Origin of the sequence: Geodermatophilus maliterrae (assembly GCF_041018925.1) — a bacterium.
GTDB classification, from domain to species: Bacteria; Actinomycetota; Actinomycetes; order Mycobacteriales; family Geodermatophilaceae; genus Geodermatophilus; species Geodermatophilus maliterrae.
Map to the genome: position 1 here is coordinate 1 of NZ_JBFNXQ010000045.1, position 16,727 is coordinate 16,727.

Genomic DNA, 16,727 nt, shown 5'->3' on the forward strand with positions numbered 1-16,727 from the left:
CCGCCCCCCCCCCCCCCGCGGGGCCCCCCCCCCCCGGGGGGGGGGCGCCCCCCCGGGGGGGGGCCCCCCCACGGCGGTGTGCCGGACCCGCCCGCCGCCGGCCGACGGCTCGTGCGGCACCGCCGCGGGCGGACGGCGCCGGTAGCGTCGCGGCCGTGGCGGCGCGGGAGCTGGTCGTGCTCGGCACCGCCAGCCAGGCGCCCACCCGCACCCGCAACCACAACGGCTACCTGCTGCGCTGGGACGGCCGCGGCTTCCTCCTCGACCCCGGCGAGGGCACCCAGCGGCAGATGCTCCTGGCCGGGGTGCCGAGCAGCGCCGTCCACCGGGTGTTCGTCAGCCACTTCCACGGCGACCACTGCCTCGGCCTGCCGGGCGTGGTGCAGCGGATGTCGCTGGACCGCGTCCCGCACCCGGTGACGGTCCACCACCCGGCCTCCGGGCAGCACTTCTACGAGCGGCTGCGGCACGCCAGCGTCGTCGCCGACGTCGCCGACGTGCGCGGCGGACCGGTCACCGGCGACGGCCCGGTGGCCGAGGACCCAGCCGGCACGTGGGAGGCCCGGCGGCTCGACCACCCGGTCGAGTCCTTCGGCTACCGGCTGGTCGAGCCCGACGGCCGGCGGATGCTGCCCGGCCGACTGGCCGCGGCCGGCGTCGCCGGGCCGGACGTCGGCCGGCTGCAGCGCGCGGGCGTCCTGCGGGTGGGGGAGCGGACGGTGCGGCTCGAGGACGTGAGCGCGCCCCGGCCCGGACAGCGGTTCGCCTTCGTCATGGACACCCGCATGTGCGACGGCGTGCCGGCACTGGCCGACGGCGCCGACCTGCTGGTCGTCGAGTCGACCTTCCTGGAGGAGGACGCCGCGCTGGCGGGGCGGTACGGCCACCTGACCGCCCGGCAGGCCGCGCGGGTGGCCGCGGAGGCCGGGGTGCGGCGGCTGGTGCTCACCCACTTCTCCCAGCGCTACGACGACCCGCGCCGCTTCGCGGACGAGGCCCGTGCGGTGTACGACGGCGACCTCGTCGTCGCCGCCGACCTGCAGCGCGTGCCGGTCCCCCCGCGCGCGGGGTAGGCAGGAGGGGTGTTCGACACCCTGGGATTCGAGCCCGACTGGTTCGGCCTGCTGGGCCGCGAGGTGCTGCGCGAGCGACGTGCCGCGCTGATCGCCGAGGCGTGCGCGTGGAGCGTGGGCCTGTCCGACCGCCCCCACCACCTGCGGCTGCGCGGCCGGCTCGTGGCCACCGGGTCGACCATCGGCGACCGCGCCGCGACCGGTCAGGCGCTGTCGGGGGAGGAGGACGGCCGGCTCGAGCTCGGCGACGCCCGCCCCGGCAGCTTCCAGGACGCGCTCAACGCCGTCGACGCCGACGGCACCGTCTTCGCCGACCGCTTCGACCGCGAGGTCATCGAGCCGTTCGTGCAGGAGACCTGCGTCCTGGCCGCCGACCGCGCCCGCCGCACCCGGCCCGGGCAGTGGGCCGAGCTGCTCGACGACCTGGGCGAGGACCCCGCCGACGTCGACCTGGCCGGCGTCGTCCGCGTGGGCGAGTGGGAGGAGCCGCTGCGCACCGAGGCCGAGCACCTCGTGCTGGCCGCGCTCGGGCGCATGCCGCTGCTGGAGGTCGAGTCCGAGGGGCTGCCGCTGTCCCTGGTCCGCGCCGCCGAGGCCGCCACCCGCGCCGCCGCTGCCGCGCCGGCGCCGACCGGGCGGGAGCCGGACGAGGGGCTGGCGGGCGCGCTGTTCCTCGCGCTGGCCGCCGTCCGCGAGGCGGGGCTCGCCGCGCCGGTGCCGCCGGAGGACGCCGGCCGGCTGCTCGCCGTGCTGGGCGAGCAGGGCCTGGAGCCCGGGGAGGTCACCGGCGTCCTGCGGCACCTGCCGCTGGCGCCCGGCACCGCCGACCGGGTGGCCGCGCTGCTGCCCGACGGTTGACCGACCCTGCCCTCGGGCCGGGGTCTCCTCAGAGCGGCAGGCCGGTGTAGTTCTCGGCGAGCTCGCGGGCGGCGGCCTCGGAGGAGCACACCCGCCGCAGCTGGGAGAGCTGCAGCTGCGCGTCGAACGGGTCGCCGGTGGTGTGCAGCATCGAGGTCATCCACCAGGAGAAGTGGGTGGCCCGCCAGACCCGCGCCAGCGCGGCGTCGGAGTAGGCGTCGACCAGGTCGGTCTCCTTCTCCTGCAGCAGCCGCACCAGCGCGCGGGAGAGCAGGACGACGTCGGCGACGGCGAGGTTGAGGCCCTTGGCGCCGGTCGGCGGGACGATGTGCGCGGCGTCACCGGCGAGGAACAGCCGGCCGCGGCGCATCGGCGCGCTGACGAACGAGCGCATCGGCAGGATCGACTTCTCGGTGACCGTCCCGGTGCTGATCTCCCAGCCCTCGTGCGCGAACCGGGTCGCCAGGCCCGACCAGATGCGGTCGTCGGACCAGTCCTCGATCCGCTCCGACGGGTCGACCTGCAGGTACAGCCGCGACACCGACGGCGAGCGCATCGAGTAGAGCGCGAAGCCGTCGGGGTGCCAGGCGTAGATCAGCTCGTCGGTGGCCGGGGCGGCGTCGGCCAGGATGCCCAGCCACGCGTAGGGGTAGGTGCGCTCCCACAGCTGCTGCCCGGCCGCGCCCTCGGCCACGACCGCCCGCGACGGGCCGTGGAAGCCGTCGGTGCCGGCGACGACGTCGCACTCGAGCACCTGGGGCACGCCGTCGGCGTCGGTGAACCGGATGCGGGGACCGTCGGTGTCGACGTCCTCGATGGCGACGTCGGAGACGTCGAACAGCAGCGGCGGGCCGCCGCCGAGCTGGGCGGCGATGAGGTCCTTGACCACCTCGGTCTGCCCGTAGACCCACACCCGGCGGCCGCACAGGCCGGGGAAGTCGAGCTGGTGGCGCACGCCCGGGTACTGCAGGTACACCCCGCGGTGCTCGAGTCCCTCGCGGTGCAGCCGGTCGCCCATGCCGGCCTCGGTGAGGACGTCGACGGTGTTCTGCTCGAGGATCCCGGCGCGGATGCGGCCCTGCACGTACTCGCGGGACCGGTTCTCCAGCACCACCGAGTCGATGCCCTGCCGGGCGAGCAGCCGCGACAGGAGCAGTCCGGCCGGGCCGGCGCCGATGATCCCCACCTGGGTGCGCATGCCGGCGAGTGTGACCCCGGCTACGTCCCGGAGGACACCGTGTGCTCCCGCTCAGCGGAAGGGGGCCGTTCGCGCCAGCGCCCGGCCGATGCCCCGGGCGGCCACCTCGAGCACCGGCACGAGCCGGGCGAGGTCGCGCCGGTGGCTCGGGACGACGATGCCCAGCGCCGCGGCGACGACCGGCGTGCCCGCCCGATCGACGCGCACCGGGACGGCGACCGAGGCGGTGCCCAGCGACATCTCCTCGGCGGTGCGGGCCCAGCCGCGGCGGCGCACCTCGGCCAGCTCGCGGGACAGCCGTGCGGGGTCGACGACGGTGTGCCGGGTGGCCCGCGGGGGCGCGGCCAGGACCTCGGCGACGACGTCGTCCGGTGCCGAGGCCAGCAGCACCTTGCCCACACCGGTGGCGTGCAGCGGCAGCCGGCTGCCGACCTGGCTGACCACCGGCACCGACTCGCGGCCGGAGATCCGCTCGACGTAGAGGGCCGACACCCCGTCGCGGACGGCGAGGTGCACGGTGTCCCGGGTGGCGGTGTGCACGTCGAGGAGGAAGGGCGACGACAACTGCCGCAGCTCCAGCTGCACGGGGGCGAGCAGGCCGAGGTCCCAGAGCTTGCGGCCGATCTCGTAGCGGCCGTCGGCCCGGCGGGACAGGGCGCCCCAGTCGGTCAGCTCGGCGAGCAACCGGTGGGTGGTGGTCAGCGGGGTGCCCGACCGCTCGGCGATCTCGGTGAGGGTGAGCCGCGGCGCCGAGGCGTCGAAGGCGTCGAGGACGGCGAGCGCCCGGGAGGTCACCGAGCGCCCGGGGGCGGCGCTGCCTCCGGACATGGCCGTCCTTCCGCTGAGCGGGAACGCGGGCTTGGGGAGCGTAGTCCGCGGGACGTACGTTGCCGGGTATGACCGGGACCACATCGGAGAGTGGACTGCTCCTGCCGCGCTACCTGCGCGAACCCGCCGAGAACCGGACGCCCGTGGGTTTCCCCGGCTACCGGAGCACCGCGCTGCGCGCGCCGCTGCGGACGCCGGTCGACCTGCCGCACCGGCTCACCGAGATCACCGGCCCGGTGCTCGGCGAGGACCGGGTGCTGCCCCAGGACGCCGACCTGACGCTGCGCAACGGCGGCGAGGCGATCGGTCAGCGGATCCTCGTGTACGGCCGGGTGCTCGACAGCGACGGCCGCCCGGTGCCCGGCGCGCTGGTCGAGGTGTGGCAGGCCAACGCGGCCGGCCGCTACCGGCACGTCGCGGACAACTGGCCCGCGCCGCTGGACCCGCACTTCGACGGGCTGGGCCGGGTGGTGACCGACGGTCTGGGCCGCTACGAGTTCATGACGGTCAAGCCGGGCGCGTACCCGTGGGGCAACCACCACAACGCGTGGCGGCCGGCGCACATCCACTTCAGCCTGTTCGGCCGGGCCTTCACGCAGCGCCTGGTCACCCAGATGTACTTCCCGGACGACCCGCTGTTCGGCCAGGACCCGATCTTCACCTCCATCCCCGCCGCGGCGCGGTACCGGGCGGTCAGCCGGTACTCCCTCGACCGGACCCAGGACAACTGGGCACTCGCCTTCGAGTGGGACATCGTGCTGCGCGGCACGGACCAGACCCCCTTCGAGACCGAGGACGACGGAGACGTGGCGTGATGACGGTGAACCCGCTGGACGTCCCGCCGGACCCGGCCGTCCCCTTCCAGCCCCGCTCCGGGCAGCGCGGCACCGGTTTCCTCACCGAACCGCTCCGGCTGGGCACCACCCCGAGCGCGACCGTCGGCCCCTACCTGGCCATCGGCCTGACCTGGCCGGACGGCGTCTGGGCCGCCGCCGAGGGCACCGAGGGCGGGATCTGGATCCGCGGCCGGGTCTTCGACGGCGCGGGCGACATCGTCCCCGACGCGATGATCGAGACCTGGCAGGCCGACCCGGACGGCCGGTTCCCGTCGCCCGAGGACCCGCGCGGCGCGGTCTCGCACCCCGGCTTCCGCGGCTACGCCCGTGCGTCCACGATCACCGGCGAGTTCGGGGTGTTCACCCTCAAGCCCGGGCGGGTGCCCGACGGCGAGGGTGGCCTGCAGGCGCCGCACGTCGACGTCTCCGTCTTCGCCCGCGGCCTGCTCGACCGCGTCGTCACCCGGATCTACTTCGCCGACGAGACCGAGGCCAACGCCGAGGACGTCGTCCTGCGCGGTCTGACCGAGGAGCAGCGTCGCACCCTCCTCGCGGAGCGGACCGACGACGGCTACCGCATCGACGTCCACCTCCAGGGCGACCGGGAGACGGTCTTCTTCGCCGTCTGAGCGGCGTGCCGGGGGCGACGGTAGGAAGGGACGCGTGAGAGGTCTGTTCGCCGGCACCTTCGCCCGCGGCGGTGCGGCGGCGGCCGTCTCCGACGACGCCTGGTTCCGCGCGCTGCTGGAGGTCGAGGCCGCGCTGGCGCGGGCCGCCGCCCGCAGCGGTCTGGTCCCCACCACCGCGGCCGACGCCGTGACCGCCGCCTGTGCCGACCCGTCGCGGCTGGACCTCGCGGCCGTGGTCGCCCGGGCCGCCGACGCGGGCAACCCGGTGCCGCCGCTGGTGCGGGCCCTGCAGGACGCCGTGGGGGAGCGCGACGCGGTCGCCGTGCACGTGGGCGCCACCAGCCAGGACGTCGTCGACACCGCCCTGGTGCTGCTCGCCCGGCGGGCCGTCGCCGCGGTGGACGGCGACCTGGCGGCCGCGGCCGGTCGCTGTGCCGAGCTGGCGCGGGCGCACCGCGACGACGTGGTCATGGGCCGCACGCTGATGCAGCAGGCGCTGCCCACGACGTTCGGGCTCAAGGCCGCGGCCTGGCTCGCCGGGCTGGAGGGCGCGCGGCTGCGGCTGGCCGAGGTGGTGGCCTCGCTGCCGGTGCAGTACGGCGGCGCGGTCGGGACGCTCGCGGCGTCGTCGGGCGCCGGGGTGGCGGTCCGCGCGGCGCTGGCCGGGGAACTGGGGCTGGTGGCGCCGGCCGTCCCCTGGTTCACCGTGCGGCTGCCGGTGGCCGACCTGGCCGGTGCGCTGGGTGCCGCCGCCGGGGTGGTGGCGACGGTCGCCGTCGACGTGGTGCTGATGGCGCAGTCGGAGGTGGCCGAGGTCGCGGAGGTGGGCGAGGGGCGCGGCGGGTCGTCGGCGATGCCGCACAAGCGCAACCCGGTCGCGGCGATCTCGGCGCGGGCGTGCGCGCGGCGGGCTCCGGGGCTGGTGGCCACGCTGCTGGGCGCGATGGAGCAGGAGCACGAGCGGGCGGCCGGGGCGTGGCACAGCGAGTGGCCGGCGCTGACCGACCTGCTGGTCAGCGTGGGGTCGGCGGCGTCCTGGCTGGCGGAGAGCCTGCGCGGGCTGCGGCCGGACGTCGACCGGATGGCGGCGACCGTGGCCGCGGCCGGCGAGGGGTCGCTGGCCGGCGCGCTGGCCGAGGCGCTGGCGCCGTCGCTGGGCAGGGGAGCGGCGCACGACGCGGCGGCCGCGGCCGCCCGGCAGGCGCGGGAGAGCGGGCGGTCGCTGGCCGAGGTGGTGGCCGCCCGGGACGACGTCGACGTCGCCGCGGTGCTGGCCGCCACGTCCGACGTGGGGGAGGCCGGCGCGCAGGTGGACGCGGCCCTGGCCGAGCACGACCGACTGACCGAGGGAGAGCGTTGATGGCCGCCGTCGAGGTCTCGTACACCGAGGACGGGCCGGCCGACGCGCCGGTCGTCGTCCTGTCCAACTCGCTGGGGGCGACCCGCGGCATGTGGGACCCGCAGGTCCCCGCGCTGGCCGAGCGCTACCGGGTGGTCAGCTACGACACCCGCGGGCACGGGGAGTCGCCGGCGCCGGCCGGTCCGTACTCGCTCGACGACCTGGTCGACGACGTCGTCGCGCTGCTGGACCGGGTGGGCGCGCAGCGGGCGCACGTCGTGGGGCTGTCGCTGGGCGGGATGACGGCGATGCGGCTGGCCGCGCGCGAGCCCGCGCGGGTCGGCCGGCTCGTCGCCCTGGCCACCTCGGCCAGGCCCGACCCGCAGGGCTTCCTCGACCGGGCCGCGGCGGCGCGCTCCGGCGGGACGGCGCCGCTGGCGCCGACGGTGGTGAGCCGGTGGCTGACGCCGGCGTACGCGGCGGAGCACCCCGACCTGGTCGCCCGCCTGGAGGCGATGATCGTGGGGGCCGACGACGAGGGCTACGCCCTGTGCTGCGAGGTGGTGGCCGCGGTGGACCTGCGGGAGGACCTCGGGCGGATCACCGCGCCGACGCTGGTGGTGTCGGGCGCCGAGGACCCGGCGCTGCCGCCGCCGCACCAGCAGGCCATCGCCGACGGGATCGCCGGGGCGTCGCTGGTGTCGGTGAGCCCGGGCGCGCACCTGCCGAACCTGGAGCAGCCGCTGGAGGTCACCGGCGCGCTGCTCGGGCACCTGGACGCGGCCGGGGGCCACGCGTGAGCGACGACCCGTCGACCGGCCCCTCCACCGACGAGGCCCGCCGGGAGGCGGGCATGCGCACGCGGCGCGAGGTGCTCGGGGACGCGTGGGTGGACCGGGCGGTGGCGAGCACGACGCCGTTCACCGCCGGGTTCCAGGACTTCATCACCCGGACGGCATGGGGCGACGTCTGGCAGCGGCCCGGGTTGGAACGGCGGGAGCGCAGCATCGCCACGCTGTCGATCTGCATCGCGCTGCGGCACTGGGACGAGTTCGCGCTGCACGTGCGCGCCGCGAAGAACAACGGCCTCTCCGACGAGGACATCGCCGAGGTCCTCCAGCACGCGGCGGTCTACGCCGGCGTGCCCGCCGCCAACCACGCCTTCAAGGTCGCCGCGCCGATCCTCGAGGAGCTCCGCGGCCGGGAGTGACCGTCTCCCGGCCGGCCCCCCTGCAGGGGGTCCTCCGAGGCGGGGCAGGGGTCCTTCCTCAGGCCGGGCGGCCGCGGCCCTCCCGCAGCAGCCGGACCAGCGCGTCGGTGGAGGAGTCGGCGTCGTACTCGGGTGCGGACTCGCTCTGCAGCTTCGGCGCGAGCTGGTTGGCCATGACCTTGCCCAGCTCCACGCCCCACTGGTCGAAGGAGTTGATGCCCCACACGACGCCCTGGGTGAAGACCCGGTGCTCGTAGGCGGCCACCAGCTGCCCGAGCACCGACGGCGTCAGCTTCGGCGCGACGATCGCGTTGGACGGGCGGTTGCCCGGCATGACCCGGTGCGGGACGACGTCCGGCGCCGCCCCCTCGGCGGCGACCTCCTCGGCGGTGCGGCCGAAGGCCAGCGCGCGCGGCTGGGCGAGGAAGTTGGCCAGGAAGAGGTCGTGCATCCCGTCGAGGTCCCTGTCACGAGCGAGGTCGTTGGGCTGCGCGAAGCCGAGGAAGTCCGCCGGCACGAGCACCGTGCCCTGGTGCAGCAGCTGGTAGAAGGCGTGCTGGCCGTTGGTGCCCGGCTCGCCCCACACGATCTCCCCGGTGGCCACGTCGACCGTCGAGCCGTCCGACCGCACCGACTTGCCGTTGGACTCCATGCACAGCTGCTGCAGGTAGGCCGGGAACCGCGCCAGGTACTGCGAGTAGGGGAGCACCGCCTGGCTCTGCGCGCCGAAGAAGTCGACGTACCAGAGCGAGATCAGCCCCAGCAGCGCCGGCAGGTTCTCCTCGTACGGCGCGGTGCGGAAGTGCTCGTCCATCGTGTGGAACCCGTCGAGCAGCTCCCGGTACTGCTCCGGCCCGATGGCGACCATGAGCGAGAGGCCGATGGCCGAGGTGAACGAGTACCGCCCGCCCACCCAATCCCAGAAGCCGAACATGTTCGCGGTGTCGATGCCGAACTCCGCGACCTTCTCCGCGTTGGTCGAGACGGCCACGAAGTGCTCGGCCACGGCCTTCCCGTCGCCGCCCAGGCCCTCGACCAGCCAGCGGCGGGCCTCTCTGGCGTTGGTCAGCGTCTCCTGGGTCGTGAAGGTCTTCGACGCGACGACGAACAGGGTGGTCGCCGGGTCGAGGTCGCGGGTGGCCTCGGCGAGGTCGGTCGGGTCGATGTTGGAGACGAAGCGGAACGTCAGGGACCGGTCGGAGGAGTCGCGCAGCGCCAGGTAGGCCATGGCCGGGCCGAGGTCCGAGCCGCCGATCCCGATGTTGACCACCGCGCGGATCCGCTCGCCGGTGTGCCCGGTCCACTCCCCGCCGCGCACCCGGTCGGCGAACTCCGCCATCCGGCCGAGCACCTCGTGCACCTCCTGCCGGACGTCGTGGCCGTCGACCTCCAGGCCGCTCGTGGCCGGGTCGCGCAGCGCCACGTGCAGGACCGCCCGGTCCTCGGTCGTGTTGACGTGCTCGCCGCGGAACATCGCCTCGGTGCGCTCGCGCAGGCCCACGCTCTCGGCCAGCGCGGCCAGGAGCCGGACCGTCTCGCGGGTGAGCCGGTTCTTCGAGTAGTCGAGGTACAGGTCGCCGGCGGCCACGGTGAGGTCCGTGCCGCGGCCGGGGTCCTCGGCGAACAGGTCCCGCAGGTGCCGCTCGCCCACCTCCCGGTGGTGCTCGGCCAGTGCCTGCCACTCCGCGCTGTCCCTGACGCCCATGACCCCTCCTGCTCCCGGCCGACGGATCGGCTGCCGACGCACCTACCCTGCCGGGAGCCGGGCGCGGGGGCGAACCCGGGACCCGCGGCCCACGGACGGGAGGGAGTGGCACGGCACTGGTCGACGACGGCGCCTGGCACGGCACGGTGTGGACCGGCACGTGGACCGACAGGTCCGGCGGGATCCACGACGCGCCGTCGCGCCGGCGCTCGCGCTCGGCAACGCCGTCGTCCTCGAGCCCGGCCCGCGGACGGCGATCTCCGGCGGCGCCGTCTTCGCCCGCGTCTTCGAGGGGGCCGGGCTGCCGGCCGGCGTCCTGCAGGTGCTGCCCGGCGGCGCGGACGTCGGCGAGGCGCTGGCGACCGCGCCGCCGGTACGGGTCATCGCCTCCTGGTCCACGTCGACGACCAGACGGTCGACGACGAGGCGGTGGCGCCCTTCGGCGGCGTCGGCGCCTCGGGCACCGGCTCCCGGCACGGCGGCCCGCAGGCCGACCCCGAGGCGTTCTCCGAGACGCAGCGGGTCACCCTGCGCGGCGACCTGCCCGCCCGTCCCTTCCGAGCGACCCGGGAGCCTCGGCGGGGGGCTGCCCGCCGCCCGCCGGGGTCTCGGTCACCAGCCCCGGCCGGCCGGCGGCCACCCCGGCGGTGAGCTGGAGGGCCTGCAGGACCAGCAGCACGACCAGCCCGGCGCGCCACCCGCCGGTCGCGTCGTGCAGCAGGCCGACGGCCAGGGGCCCGGTCGCGGCCAGCAGGTACCCGACGCTCTGCGCGGCGGCCGACAGCCGGCCGGTCTGGGCGACGTCGCGGGTGCGGACCAGCACCAGGGTCATCGCCAGGGGGAAGGCCGTGCCCGTGCCCAGGCCCCACAGCACCGCCCACACCGCCGGGGCGGTCGTGGGCGCGAGGAGGAGCCCGACGATCCCGACGGTCGACAGGAGCGTCGCGCCCGCCACCCAGGCCACCTGCGACCTCGCCCGCGCGGCCAGGGGCGGGACGACGAGCGCGCAGGGCGCGCCGAAGGCGGCCGCGGCGGCCACCAGGCCCCCGGCGGTCACCGGGGAGGTGCCGGCGTCGTCCTCCAGCACGTCGGCCAGCCAGGTGAGCATCACGTAGAAGGACAGTGACTGGAGGCCGAAGAACGCCGTCACGGCCAGCGCCACCCGGTCGCGGAGGACGGTGACCACCGGCAGCCGGCTCGCCGGCGGGCCGGCCGCGGGGGAGCGGCGCCGCCCGAGCAGGGCCATCGCGGTGCCCGCCACCAGGACCGGCGCGACCCACAGGGTGAGCCCGGCGATCGCGCTGCCGGCCGCCGTGGCCAGGGGCTGGGCCAGGCCCGCGCCGAGGCTCGCCGAGAACCCCATCGACGCCACCGCCGCGCCGACCACCGCGGCGCTGCGGTCCCCGTACTCCGCTCGCGCGGCGGCCGGGACGAGCACGTTGGCCACCGCGATGCCGGCGGTGAGCAGCACGGTGCCCGCGTAGAGGCCCCACGTGCCGGCCGCCCGCAGGGTGATCCCCGCGGCGAGCGCGACCAGGCCGGCCAGGACGGCACGTTGGACGCCGAGGCGCGCGGCCAGCGCGGGGGCCGCGGGCGAGACCAGGCCGAAGCAGACCAGCGGGAGCGCGGGCAGCACCGACAGCGCGGCCCCCGACACCGACAGCTCGGTGCCCAGCTCGCCGAGGACCGGGCCGACGGCGGAGAAGGGTGCGCGCAGGCAGAGCGCGGCGAGGACCAGCGCGGCGGCGGGGGCGAGCGCCCGCCACCACGGCCGGGGACGGCCGGAGGGGGACGGGGTCACGACAGGGCGCCCCGGAAGCGCAGCGTCTGGCCGGGGCGCAGCTGGCCGCAGCGGTCGACGTCGCCGTCGTCGACATAGCCGATCACCGGGTAGCCGCCGGTCACCGGCGCGTCGGCGAGGAAGAGCACCGGCTGCCCGGACGGCGGCACCTGCAGCGCCCCGCGCACCATGCCCTCGCTGGCCAGCTCGCCGGTCCGGGTCCGCTCCAGAGCGGCCCCGGACAGCCGCAGCCCGATCCGGTTGCTCTCGTCGGTCACCGTCCACGGAGTGCCGGTCAGCGCGCGGACCGCCTCCTCGGCGAACCAGTCCGCGCGCGGGCCGGGCAGCACCCGCACGGTCACCTCGCCGCCGGGCGGGTCGGGCACCGGCGCGAGGTCGACACCCGGCATCGGCCCGGCGGGGTCGCCCACCGTCAGCACGTCGCCGCGGGAGAGCACCGGCGGGCCGAGGCCGGAGAGCAGGTCGGTCGAGCGGCTGCCGAGCACCGGCTCGACGGCGACCTCGCCGCGGACGGCGACGTAGGTGCGCAGCCCGGTCGCCGGCAGACCCAGCCGCAGCTCCCGCCCGGCCGGCAGCGCCGTCGGCGCGTTGTGCGCGTCGGAGCACCGGGCCCCCGTCGTGGTCACCACCAGGTCGGCGTCGGCCCGCAGCACCAGCCCGCCGAGGGTCACCTCGAGCACCGCGGCGTCCGGGTCGTTGCCCACGAGCCGGTTGGCCAGGCGGGCGGCCGCGCGGTCGCAGGCGCCCGCCCGGCCGACGCCGAGCGCGCCCTGCCCGGGACGGCCGCCGTCCTGGACCGTGGTGAGCGGGCCGGTGGCGAGGACGGTCAGGGAGCGCGTCACGAGCCGGCGTCCACGAAGCGGACCCGGACCCCGGGCCGCAGCAGCGCGGCCGGGTCGCGGTCGACGTCGAACACGGCGACGTCGGTGCGGCCGAGCAGCTGCCAGCCGCCGGGGGACTCCCGGGGGTAGACGCCGCTGAACTCGCCGGCCAGCGCCACCGACCCGGGCGGCACCCTGGTCCGCGGGCTGTCCCGGCGCGGGACGTCCCACGCCTCCCCGTCGGGGGTGAGGTAGCCGAAGCCGGGGGCGAAGCCGCAGAAGGCCACCGTCCACTCGGTGCCGGTGTGCCGGCGCACCACCTCCTCGGCGGTCACGCCGAGGAGCGCGGCGACGTCGCCGAGGTCCGCGCCGTCGTAGACGACCGGCAGCTCCACCAGCTCGCCGCCCTCCCGCCGGCCGGGGCGGGGCCGCGTGCGCCGCACCGCCTGCACGACGGCGGCGAGGGTGGTCACCGCGGGGTCGGTCACCAGCAGCACGGTGCGCGCCGCCGGGACGACGTCCAGCACGCCCTCGATCGGCTCGGCGGTCAGCGCGGCGTACAGGCCGAGGACGGCGTCGAGGTCGTCGAGCTCGACCAGCAGCGCCGTCGAGCCGCTCGGCAGGACGCGCATCAGACGAAGGGGCCCAGCGGCACCCCGGCCTCGGTCAGCGCCGCCCGCACCCGCCGGGCGATCGCCACCGCGCCCGGGGTGTCGCCGTGGACGCAGATCGACTCGGGTGCCAGCCGCAGCAGGCCGCCCTCGACGTCGGTGACCGGCTCGCCGGTGGCCATCGCGACGCAGCGGCGGGCGATCTCGTCGGCGTCGTGCAGCACCGCGCCGGGCAGCCGGCGGGAGACCAGGGTGCCCTCGGGGGTGTACTCGCGGTCGGCGAACGCCTCGGACACCGTGGCCAGCCCGGCCTCGTCGGCCAGCCGCAGCCAGGCCGACCCGGGCAGCCCCAGCACCGGCAGCTCGCGGTCGTACTCGACCACGGCCCGCACCACGGCCGCCGCCTGCTCCTCGTGGGTGACGATCGTGTTGTAGAGGGCGCCGTGCGGCTTGACGTAGCGGACCCGGGTGCCGGCGACCCGCGCGAAGGCCTCCAGCGCCCCGAGCTGGTAGAGCACGTCGGCGGTCAGCTCGGCGGGCTCGACGTCGATGAAGCGGCGGCCGAACCCGGCCAGGTCGCGGTAGGACACCTGGGCCCCGACGGCGACTCCTGACTCCGCGGCCCGCGCGCACACCCGCCGCATGATGGAGGGGTCACCGGCGTGGAAGCCGCAGGCCACGTTGGCGCTGGTGACGACGTCGAGCAGCGCGTCGTCGTCACCGAGCCGCCACTGGCCGAAGCCCTCGCCGAGGTCGGAGTTGAGGTCCATGCCGGCCTCCTCAGGCGAACAGCTCGATCACGGGACGGACGGAGTTGACCGCCAGGTACAGCGTGAGCAGCCACGCCGTCCAGCCGACCACGAGCAGCCAGCGCGGGTACCGGTACCCGTTCATCAGGTCGGCGCGGCGGGTGGCCACCCAGAGCAGCACCGCGATCCCGATCGGCAGCAGCAGCCCGTTGAACGCGCCGGCGAACACCAGCAGCGTGGTCGGGGCGGCCCCGATGAGCAGGAAGGCCAGCGTGGTGACGGCGATGAAACCGACCACGAGCAGCGTGCGGGTGCGGTCGGCGGTGCGGGTCCGGGAGGTGACGAAGGAGATCGTGGTGTAGGACGCGCCGATGACGCTGGTGATCGCCGCGGCCCACAGCACGACGCCGAAGACCCGCAGCCCGACCTCGCCCGCCGCCGTCTGGAAGGCGTTGGCCGCCTGGTTCTCGGTGCCGAGGTCGGCCCCACCGGCCACCACGCCGAGGATGGCGAGGAAGAGGACGACCCGCATGATCCCGGTGATCACGATCCCGGTGATCGAGCCGCGGGTGATGTCGCGGACGTGCTCGCGGCCGGTGACCCCGGAGTCGAGCAGCCGGTGGGCGCCGGCGTAGACGATGTAGCCGCCGATCGTGCCGCCGACCAGCGTGGTGATCGCCAGGAACGAGACCTCCTCGGGGAGGACGACGTTCCGCAGTGCCCGGCCCACCGGCGGGCCGGAGGTGACCGCGATGTACGCGGTCAGCGCGATCATCAGCAGGCCGAGCACGACGACGATGCGGTCGACGGCCACCCCGGCGCGCTTGCTCAGGAAGATCGCGATGGCGACGAGCGCGGAGACGGCCCCGCCGATCCTCGGGTCCAGCCCCAGCGCGGCGTCGGTGCCCAGGCCCGCGCCGGCGACGTTGCCGATGTTGAACACCAGCCCGCCGGCCAGCAGGAAGGCGGCCATGACCCAGCCCAGCCCGGGGAGGACGAGGTTGCCGAGCTCCTGGGCCCGCCGGCCGCTCACCCCGATCACCCGCCACACGTTCAGCTGGAGCGCGATGTCGATGACGATGGACACGGCGATCGCGAAGGCGAACGCGGCACCCAGCTGGACGGTGAACGTCGTCGTCTGGGTGATGAAGCCCGGGCCGATGGCCGAGGTGGCCATGAGGAACATGGCGCCGAGCAGTGTCGACCGGGTCCCGGCCGACATGCGGCCGCCGGCGGGCGCCCCGGTCGGGGACGGGCCGGCGGGGGTGGTCTGGGCGCGGTCGGCCGGAGGGTGCGACATCGGTGCTCCCGGGCTCTCGACCGGCTGCGTGCGGACCGGCGTCCTCGGCGGCGGGACGGCTCGCGGCGCGGTCGACGGCGTGGCGGTGCCTGCTCGCCGCCGTCCGGGAGGCTAGCCAGGCCGGCGGCCGGCAGCAACGCGAACCGGACGGGCGCGTTCCGCTCCCTCGGGGAGCGCCGGCTCAGCCCGGGCGGGCGGCCGGCTCCGCCGACCGGCGCAGGTGCGAGTGCCGGTAGCCGTAGGCGGCGTACACGACGAGACCGATCGCCAGCCAGGCGAGGAAGCGCAGCCAGGTCTCGATGCTGAGGTTGAGCATCAGGTAGAGGCACGCCAGCGCGGAGAGCACCGGCACCACGGGGGAGAACGGCACCCGGAACGGCCGGGGCATGTCCGGGCGGGTGCGGCGCAGCGCGACGCAGGCGACGGAGACGAGCAGGAACGCGAAGAGCGTCCCGATGCTGACCAGGTCGGCCAGCGCGCCCAGCGGCACGAAGGTCGCCATGACCAGCACCAGGACCGAGAAGAGCAGCGTGACCCGCGCCGGCGTGCCGGTCCGCGGGCTCACCTGCGCCACCGACTGCGGCAGCAGGCCGTCGCGGCCCATCGCGAAGCCGATCCGGCCGACGGTGATGAGGTCGACCAGGATCACCGAGGTCAGCCCGGCGACCGCGGCCAGCGAGATGAGCGCGGACGCCCAGCCGAGGCCCACCTGGTCGAAGGCGTCGGCGATCGGCGCGCCGGGGTCGATCCGGTCGTAGGGGACCATCCCGACCACGACCAGCGAGACCCCGATGTAGAGGGCGGTGGCCAGCGCGAGGGTGCCGAACAGGCCCAGGGGGAGGTCGCGGCCGGGGCGGCGGGTCTCCTCCCCGAGGTTCGCGACCGCCTCGAAGCCGGTGTAGGAGAAGAAGACGACGGCCGCGGCGGTGAGCACCCCGCCGACGCCGAAGACGACCGGGTCGATCCCGGCGATCGCCTGGATCAGCGGCTGGGCCAGCCCGCCCTCGCCCTCGGCCGGCCGGCCCGGCGGGACGAACGGGGTGAGGTTGGCCCCGCGGACGAACCAGGCCCCGGCCACGACCACGAACACGCAGACGGCGACCTTGACCACCACGAGCAGGGCGGTGACGCGGGCGGACTCGCGGATGCCGAGCACCGCGACGGCGGTCAGCAGGACCACGATGAGCGCCGCGCCGACGTTGACCGGCGCCTCCTCGCCGAACAGCGAGGGCGGCAGGTCCAGCAGGTTGCCGACGTAGCCCGACCAGCCGCGGGCCACCACCGCGGCGCCCAGTGCGAACTCCAGGAACAGGTCCCAGCCGATGACCCAGGCGACCACCTCGCCCGCCGTGGCGTACGCGTAGGAGTACGCGCTGCCGGCGGTCGGCGCGGAGGAGGCCAGCTCGGCGTAGCAGAGCGCGGCCAGCAGGGCGACGACGCCGGCGACGGCGAACGAGACCACGACCGCCGGGCCCGCGGTGTCCCGGGCGGCGACGCCGGTCAGGGTGAAGATGCCGGTGCCGATCACCACGCCGATGCCGAAGCCGACGAGGTGCCGCGCCGACAGCCGCTTGCGGAGGTGGCCCACCCCCTCGGCCGCGTCGTCCCCGAGGCGCTCGACCGGCTTGGTCCGGAACAGGTGCACCCGCCCATGTTGGGTGGTGCCGCCCGGACCCGCCCGGCGGACGACGGGGGTCACACCACCGCGCCCGCAGGGGTGGGGGGCAGGAGGCGGCCCTGCTGCAGGGGCCCGCCGCGAGCGTGCGAGG

16 protein-coding genes and 1 pseudogene are annotated in these 16,727 nt (G+C 76.2%); 8 read left to right on the forward strand and 9 right to left on the reverse strand.

Annotation, left to right across the window (positions count from 1 at the left end):
* The first annotated feature begins 155 nt into the window (after positions 1 to 155).
* Both ABQ292_RS14605 and ABQ292_RS14610 read left to right on the forward strand, forming a co-directional pair.
* Positions 156 to 1,073: a ribonuclease Z gene (locus ABQ292_RS14605; protein ID WP_369207577.1), complete on the forward strand. Its 918-nt coding sequence runs from the start codon at positions 156 to 158 to the stop codon at positions 1,071 to 1,073.
* 9 nt (positions 1,074 to 1,082) lie between these two features.
* Positions 1,083 to 1,931 (forward strand): hypothetical protein, encoded by an 849-nt coding sequence (locus tag ABQ292_RS14610; RefSeq protein ID WP_369207579.1) that lies wholly within the window; start codon positions 1,083 to 1,085, stop codon positions 1,929 to 1,931.
* A gap of 28 nt (positions 1,932 to 1,959) precedes the next feature.
* On the opposite strand, the gene ABQ292_RS14615 is transcribed toward ABQ292_RS14610, so the two are convergent.
* Both ABQ292_RS14615 and ABQ292_RS14620 read right to left on the reverse strand, forming a co-directional pair.
* Positions 1,960 to 3,129 (reverse strand): 4-hydroxybenzoate 3-monooxygenase, encoded by a 1,170-nt coding sequence (locus ABQ292_RS14615; RefSeq protein ID WP_369207581.1) that lies wholly within the window; start codon positions 3,127 to 3,129, stop codon positions 1,960 to 1,962.
* 51 nt (positions 3,130 to 3,180) lie between these two features.
* Complete coding sequence (locus ABQ292_RS14620) at positions 3,181 to 3,957, reverse strand: IclR family transcriptional regulator (protein WP_369207583.1); 777 nt, start codon at positions 3,955 to 3,957, stop codon at positions 3,181 to 3,183.
* Positions 3,958 to 4,025: 68 nt separating this feature from the next.
* Here ABQ292_RS14620 and pcaH point away from each other — a divergent pair, with 68 nt between their 5' ends.
* Genes pcaH through pcaC form a run of 5 tightly spaced genes read left to right on the forward strand, consistent with a single transcriptional unit; the run spans position 4,026 to position 7,971 of the window.
* Positions 4,026 to 4,772 carry a protocatechuate 3,4-dioxygenase subunit beta gene (gene pcaH / locus ABQ292_RS14625; protein WP_369207585.1) on the forward strand — a complete coding sequence of 249 codons (747 nt, stop codon included), beginning with the start codon at positions 4,026 to 4,028 and terminating at the stop codon, positions 4,770 to 4,772.
* Positions 4,772 to 5,422, forward strand: a complete 651-nt coding sequence (pcaG, locus tag ABQ292_RS14630; protein ID WP_369207659.1) for a protocatechuate 3,4-dioxygenase subunit alpha — start codon at positions 4,772 to 4,774, stop codon at positions 5,420 to 5,422. Before pcaH ends, pcaG begins: the two co-directional genes overlap by 1 nt.
* A 34-nt stretch (positions 5,423 to 5,456) precedes the next feature.
* Positions 5,457 to 6,782 carry a 3-carboxy-cis,cis-muconate cycloisomerase gene (gene pcaB, locus ABQ292_RS14635; protein ID WP_369207587.1) on the forward strand — a complete coding sequence of 442 codons (1,326 nt, stop codon included), beginning with the start codon at positions 5,457 to 5,459 and terminating at the stop codon, positions 6,780 to 6,782.
* On the forward strand, positions 6,782 to 7,561 hold the full coding sequence (pcaD, locus tag ABQ292_RS14640; protein WP_369207589.1) for a 3-oxoadipate enol-lactonase: 780 nt from the start codon (positions 6,782 to 6,784) through the stop codon (positions 7,559 to 7,561). Before pcaB ends, pcaD begins: the two co-directional genes overlap by 1 nt.
* Entirely contained in the window at positions 7,558 to 7,971 is a 414-nt protein-coding gene (gene pcaC, locus ABQ292_RS14645) for a 4-carboxymuconolactone decarboxylase (protein WP_369207591.1), read from the forward strand. Before pcaD ends, pcaC begins: the two co-directional genes overlap by 4 nt.
* Before the next feature lie 58 nt (positions 7,972 to 8,029).
* Here the strand turns inward: pcaC and pgi are convergent, their stop codons facing one another.
* Positions 8,030 to 9,676, reverse strand: a complete 1,647-nt coding sequence (gene pgi, locus ABQ292_RS14650; protein WP_369207593.1) for a glucose-6-phosphate isomerase — start codon at positions 9,674 to 9,676, stop codon at positions 8,030 to 8,032.
* On the opposite strand from pgi, the pseudogene ABQ292_RS14655 reads away from it, so the two are divergent.
* Positions 9,675 to 10,052 (forward strand): annotated as a pseudogene (locus ABQ292_RS14655) (aldehyde dehydrogenase family protein); the annotation flags it as partial. The gene pgi and the pseudogene ABQ292_RS14655 overlap by 2 nt on opposite strands.
* 147 nt (positions 10,053 to 10,199) lie before the next feature.
* Here the strand turns inward: ABQ292_RS14655 and ABQ292_RS14660 are convergent.
* From ABQ292_RS14660 to ABQ292_RS14685, 6 genes are all read right to left on the reverse strand, one after another.
* The gene (locus tag ABQ292_RS14660) at positions 10,200 to 11,477 is read right to left on the reverse strand and encodes an MFS transporter (RefSeq protein ID WP_369207595.1); all 1,278 of its coding nucleotides are present in this window, start codon (positions 11,475 to 11,477) and stop codon (positions 10,200 to 10,202) included.
* Positions 11,474 to 12,319, reverse strand: a complete 846-nt coding sequence (locus ABQ292_RS14665; RefSeq protein ID WP_369207597.1) for a 5-oxoprolinase subunit C family protein — start codon at positions 12,317 to 12,319, stop codon at positions 11,474 to 11,476. The genes ABQ292_RS14660 and ABQ292_RS14665 overlap by 4 nt, the downstream gene beginning before the upstream one ends.
* Complete coding sequence (locus ABQ292_RS14670) at positions 12,316 to 12,930, reverse strand: 5-oxoprolinase subunit B family protein (RefSeq protein WP_369207599.1); 615 nt, start codon at positions 12,928 to 12,930, stop codon at positions 12,316 to 12,318. The genes ABQ292_RS14665 and ABQ292_RS14670 overlap by 4 nt, the downstream gene beginning before the upstream one ends.
* Positions 12,930 to 13,679, reverse strand: coding sequence for a LamB/YcsF family protein (locus ABQ292_RS14675; RefSeq protein WP_369207601.1), 750 nt, complete (start codon positions 13,677 to 13,679; stop codon positions 12,930 to 12,932). Before ABQ292_RS14675 ends, ABQ292_RS14670 begins: the two co-directional genes overlap by 1 nt.
* A gap of 10 nt (positions 13,680 to 13,689) precedes the next feature.
* Positions 13,690 to 14,958, reverse strand: coding sequence for an NRAMP family divalent metal transporter (locus tag ABQ292_RS14680; RefSeq protein ID WP_369207603.1), 1,269 nt, complete (start codon positions 14,956 to 14,958; stop codon positions 13,690 to 13,692).
* Between the two features lie 181 nt (positions 14,959 to 15,139).
* Entirely contained in the window at positions 15,140 to 16,603 is a 1,464-nt protein-coding gene (locus ABQ292_RS14685; protein WP_369207605.1) for an amino acid permease, read from the reverse strand.
* Between the last annotated feature and the right edge of the window lie 124 nt (positions 16,604 to 16,727).

What these genes read in the sequence shown, in the direction of transcription:
- ABQ292_RS14615 (WP_369207581.1), bottom strand. Translation starts at nt 3,129, where the DNA reads ATGCGCACCCAGGTGGGGATCATCGGCGCCGGCCCGGCCGGACTGCTC.
- ABQ292_RS14620 (WP_369207583.1), bottom strand. Translation starts at nt 3,957, where the DNA reads ATGTCCGGAGGCAGCGCCGCCCCCGGGCGCTCGGTGACCTCCCGGGCG.
- pcaH (WP_369207585.1), top strand. Translation starts at nt 4,026, where the DNA reads ATGACCGGGACCACATCGGAGAGTGGACTGCTCCTGCCGCGCTACCTG.
- pcaG (WP_369207659.1), top strand. Translation starts at nt 4,772, where the DNA reads ATGACGGTGAACCCGCTGGACGTCCCGCCGGACCCGGCCGTCCCCTTC.
- pcaD (WP_369207589.1), top strand. Translation starts at nt 6,782, where the DNA reads ATGGCCGCCGTCGAGGTCTCGTACACCGAGGACGGGCCGGCCGACGCG.
- pgi (WP_369207593.1), bottom strand. Translation starts at nt 9,676, where the DNA reads ATGGGCGTCAGGGACAGCGCGGAGTGGCAGGCACTGGCCGAGCACCAC.
- ABQ292_RS14670 (WP_369207599.1), bottom strand. Translation starts at nt 12,930, where the DNA reads ATGCGCGTCCTGCCGAGCGGCTCGACGGCGCTGCTGGTCGAGCTCGAC.
- ABQ292_RS14675 (WP_369207601.1), bottom strand. Translation starts at nt 13,679, where the DNA reads ATGGACCTCAACTCCGACCTCGGCGAGGGCTTCGGCCAGTGGCGGCTC.
- ABQ292_RS14680 (WP_369207603.1), bottom strand. Translation starts at nt 14,958, where the DNA reads ATGTCGCACCCTCCGGCCGACCGCGCCCAGACCACCCCCGCCGGCCCG.